The organism is Bartonella sp. AP57NXGY (assembly GCF_042195805.1).
Taxonomy (GTDB): Bacteria; Pseudomonadota; Alphaproteobacteria; order Rhizobiales; family Rhizobiaceae; genus Bartonella.
Genome location: NZ_JBHIOZ010000055.1, coordinates 1 through 5,071, shown reverse-complemented (window position 1 = coordinate 5,071; position 5,071 = coordinate 1). Strand labels below are relative to the sequence as shown.

2 protein-coding genes and 1 pseudogene are annotated in these 5,071 nt (G+C 41.0%); all 3 read right to left on the bottom strand.

The genetic code is table 11. The features are described 5' to 3' along the window. Positions 1 to 499: 499 nt before the first annotated feature. Positions 500 to 2,662, bottom strand: coding sequence for an ATP-dependent zinc metalloprotease FtsH (gene ftsH, locus ACFIL8_RS06220; RefSeq protein WP_375638281.1), 2,163 nt, complete (start codon positions 2,660 to 2,662; stop codon positions 500 to 502). A gap of 114 nt (positions 2,663 to 2,776) precedes the next feature. After that, entirely contained in the window at positions 2,777 to 4,264 is a 1,488-nt protein-coding gene (gene tilS / locus ACFIL8_RS06215; protein WP_375689152.1) for a tRNA lysidine(34) synthetase TilS, read from the bottom strand. An 18-nt stretch (positions 4,265 to 4,282) separates the two neighbouring features. Beyond that, positions 4,283 to 5,071: pseudogene (locus tag ACFIL8_RS06210) on the bottom strand (tol-pal system protein); the annotation flags it as partial.

Here is a 5,071-nt window from a genome sequence, read left to right as displayed (position 1 = left end):
TTCCATCTGTACCAAAATATTTTTGCACCATGCCTCTTTCCTTTAATATATAATTCTTCCCTTGGCTTTTCCTTAAAATCCTAACAAGCCCCCTTCACCATCTACACATCTAAACCACTCTCAAGCAATTATGTTTACACCCTCACACATAAAAGCAATATTATCTCCTCAAAATGCTCTATACATCCCTTTAACACAACCAACGGATAATTTCACACACTTGCTAAATCCGTAAAGAAACCCAGCACCAAACCTCATACCCTACAAAATCAGCAAGGAAATCTATCGCCTAACCTCACAACCCTACCACATTAGAAAAGCAACAGTCCACCTCGCCTTGTAGCATGCTAAAGCCGTCATAATACAACGGCTTTGCTTAATTTTTTGCTTCCATATTTTTGCAAATATTACAAGAAAGGCGCAAACAAAACTTGCGCCTTTCTCAAAAAAATTAGAAGTTTTCCTAAAACATCGTCACTCAAGCGATATTAAATAATTCTTATTTTTCTTTATCATGTCCCGCAGTATTGGACTTCTTTTCAGCATTACTTTTAGAGCGGTTGACTGATTTTGTGGTGCCTTTTGTGCTTTGCGCTTTTTTCTCAGTCTCATCCGATTGCACTTCTTTAGACTGAGCCTCCTTAGGCTCAACATTACCGGATTTTGCTGTTTTTTTCCCAACAGCTGCCTCTGCTTTGCCTACCTCGCCTTTATCTGTCTCTGCTTTATGAAGCACTGTTTTAGGGGCTGCTTCAGCGCTTTTTTCATCTACCACTGTTGTCTCTGTCTTCATTTTTCCAGTTTTTGGAACAGAAGACCCCCGTGGCGCAGCACCCTCATCTTTCTGTGTGCGTGAAGGAGGCTTTCCTGCAATAACTTCGTTAATTTCAGCTCCCGTTAAAGTCTCATATTCCAACAAACCTTGTGCCAAAGCAAACCATTCTTTTCTTTTTGTTTTCAAAATGTTTGTCGCATTTTTATAGGCATCATCAATAAGCTTACGCACTTCCATATCAATCATGCGCGCTGTTTCTTCAGAGACATTTTGTGTTCGCGCAACAGAATGACCCAAAAAGACTTCATCTTGGTTATCGCCATAAGCTACATTTCCAAGCAGATCAGAAAATCCCCACCGTGTGATCATCGCGCGAGCTAATTTCGTTGCTTGTTCAATATCAGAAGAAGCACCAGATGTGATATTTTCCTTTCCAAACTTTAATTCTTCAGCCACACGTCCACCCATCATAATGGCCAGACGAGAAATCATCCACCGATAACTCATAGAATAGCGATCGCCTTCAGGCAATTGCATCACCATTCCCAATGCTCTTCCCCTTGGAACGATTGTTGCTTTGTGGACAGGATCAGCAACCGGCACATTAAGAGCCACAATAGCATGTCCTGCTTCATGATAGGCAGTGAGTTCTTTTTCCTCTTGTGTCATAGCGGTTGAACGACGTTCCGCCCCCATCATCACCTTATCTTTGGCATCTTCGAATTCTTGCATCGTGACAACTCTTTTATTACGGCTTGCAGCCATAAGAGCAGCTTCATTGACCAGATTCATCAGGTCCGCACCGGAAAATCCTGGTGTTCCCCTTGCCAAAATTTTCAAATCAACGTTAGGCGCTAAAGGCACGTTGCGCACATGCACTTTCAAGATTTGTTCACGCCCAGAAACATCAGGGTTTGGCACAACAACTTGTCGGTCGAAGCGCCCTGGTCTTAACAAAGCGGGATCAAGCACATCGGGACGGTTTGTTGCAGCAATAAGAATAATACTTTCATTGGGCTCAAACCCATCCATTTCGACAAGCAACTGGTTTAAGGTCTGTTCACGTTCATCGTTTCCACCGCCAAGACCAGCCCCCCGATGGCGCCCAACAGCATCGATTTCATCAATAAAGATAATACAAGGTGCATTTTTTTTAGCCTGTTCGAACATATCGCGCACACGGCTTGCCCCAACACCAACAAACATTTCAACAAAATCAGACCCTGAAATGGTAAAGAATGGCACATTGGCTTCACCGGCCACAGAACGTGCTAGCAAAGTTTTACCGGTTCCTGGAGGACCAACAAGCAAAACACCGCGTGGGATACGCCCCCCTAAGCGTTGAAATTTTTGTGGTTCGCGTAAAAATTCAACAATTTCTTGAAGATCTTGCTTTGCTTCTTCAACGCCAGCAACATCTTTAAAGGTAATACGTCCTTGCGCTTCATTAAGCAATCTTGCTTTCGATTTCCCAAATCCCATTGCACCGCGTGATCCATTTTGCATTTGCCGCATAAAAAAGACCCACGCCCCCACGATAATAATAACAGGTAACAAGGAAAAGAGGAGATTGAGGAAAATGCTATTTCCAGAGCTTTCAGGAATAGCTTTAACATTGACGTTTTTACTTTCCAATTTTTGTATCAAACCTGGATCGCGAGGAGCATAGGTTGAAATAGCTCTATGTTCAATGGTTTTTCCTGTTAATTTTTGACCTTGAATGGTCACAGATTTCAACTCATTATTCTCAACTTTTTGCAAAAATTCAGAATAGGAGACTTCTCCACCACCAGAACGTTGGCTATCTCCATTAAAGAGAGAAAACGACACAATCAAAATCAATGCAATAACTCCCCAAATAAGGAGAGAGCGGTAATTGGAATTCATATTCAGCCCACTTAATCAAATATAGATTTCAAACAGTTCCCCTTAACATATAACCTTGTCAGCCCCTTGCCAAGGGATGAGAAGCTGTTTATTTTCTTTTAGAGTAATTTTCCTTTATCTTTTCACCTCAATATTAAAAAAAGGTTCCACAACATTCACCAAGGCTGCATCTTCTCGTGAGGAAAGCCAATCGAAAGGTGCCATAATTCGCTTGACGATAACATGTTTATGAACAACTGCTTGAGAAATCAACTCTGGAATATCATACCCTTTATGATTTGAGATCATCAGCAGCGATTGTAAAGAGGGAAAATGAGGCTTTTCAAGCTCAAAATCGCTATTTTTTAATAAAAATTTCAGCTGTTCTAAATTTGCGGCTCCAACCTTTATAGCCTCATATCCATGATTTGTGATATGATAGCGCCCATCCCATATAAAAGTTTTATCTGGCTCAACAATAGCCTCTTTCATATTTCGCCCTTCACGCCACAAAGAAATTCCCTGCTTGTTATATTCAATAACAGAGCCCGCATAAGTAAAACGCCGCTTTTCTGGAGAATCAAGACAGAGTTTTTGAACAAGCATGCTTAATTTCTGATTGGGGAGCAAATAAAATCCCCCTCCCATCAGCACAGCAAAGAGCCCCACCACGAAAGGAAAACTGGAATGTTTCTGTAAAAACAGCGCAGGCTTTTCTATGAAACAACGCCCATGTTGGACAGTAATATCCAGCGCTAAGATCAAATCAGCAATATTTTTAGCTTGTTGACGACGCTGCAATGCGGCTTCATTTATTTTTTGAGCAATATAAGCCAATTTTTGTGGAGAAAGAGATTGACGCACGCGCACACGTTCAAAATTGCGATCTTCATTGGTTGGATCATCAATCCATGTTTGTCCTTGTAAGCGTAAATAATTCCGTAATGTTTGGCGTTTTACACCAAGGAGTGGCCGAATCAAACGCACTTTTCTATGCAACAACGCCTCACGCGGAATACAGGATAAACCGCGCTCATAAAGGGGACCATAGTTTTTTTCGGCAATATTTTTTTTTGTTTTTCTGGTATGATCCTCATCACGTATACCCTCGGCTTCACCGCGCAAAATACCAGCAAAACCACTGGCATAAACTTCATCGCGCATGGCAACAGCTTCACTATATAAAGCACCTCTATTCTTTTGGAGACGTTGATACCGCATATGATAGGTCTCAACCTGATCATTGAGTGTATGCCCCGTCATAATAAGTGATGCGCCTTGTTTTTGTGCTTCTTTAACCAAGAGATCATAGCGTGCAACACGCGCGCTGGAAGCAATATGCGTCTTTGGCTTTTCGCCTTCCCATCGCACAGTGATATGTTGAATATCATGGACACGACAAATTTTCGCAACAGTTTCTGCTTCACGCATCGATTCTTTACGCAATTGATGATCAACCGTGACAACAATCATTTCTGGAGGAAATACGAGTGTTTCCAAATGCTCTTTGACCAAAAACATCAAAGCCAAAGAATCACTTCCCCCTGAGACGGCAAGAATCAACTTCTGACATTGAATAAAATCCGATGTTTTAAAGAGATTTCTTGCCAGTCTAACGCACACCGAAAACGACCTCGCTGTTTATTTTGCAGGTTTACAAAAAACAGATGCTAATGTTTGTTGACGTTTTGATTTTTTCACAAAATGAGCACAATCGTCTTTATTTGGCTCAAGAGCGACCATACTTCTTGCTAATTTCAGTAAAATCTCGGAGGTATAGAGCTTCTTTTTATCTGCATACCATGCGGTAAGATAAACTTGTGCTGCTTCATGATAGCGTTTTTGCCCCAACAAAGATTCGGCCAACCAAAATAAAGCATCATCACTCAAAGAATCTTTTTTGTAACGATTTTGAAAAGCGCAAAAGCTTTTTTCAGCATCAACATAGTTAGCAGAACGAATAAAATCATACCCTTCCTTATACAAAGCTTTAGAAGAAGAAAGATTGTCACTCTGATGTGCTTCAATTGGAGCACTTACTTCATGCGCTTTGTTAAAAGGTTGACTGTTTTCATGGTCATGGCTCTCCACCTTAGCTTCCACAGCAGCAACCTTTGTCTGGTCACCTGTACTATGGTCCTGCTCCATCTCTTCCTTTACAGTCTGAGATTTTTCATCTACAGCAGACTTTTCAAAAGAACAAGAATAAACAGAAGAGACTTCTGTATCAAAAAGCTCGTGAAACTGCTTGTTAACATTTTTTAAACTGTTATGCTCAAGCACCATTCGTATCTTATGCAAAAGCTTATCTAAATCATAATCTTTAAATAAAGCCTGTTGATTCTCTAAAATAATCCCTTGGTGCTCTGCAACACTAGTAGCTTTTTCCACCACATCAGATGCTGCTTTATCAGCTGCTTCAGGTGCTTC

Bases quoted from the DNA above. Each gene is read 5' to 3' on its own strand.
- ftsH (WP_375638281.1), bottom strand. From the start codon at position 2,662: ATGAATTCCAATTACCGCTCTCTCCTTATTTGGGGAGTTATTGCATTG.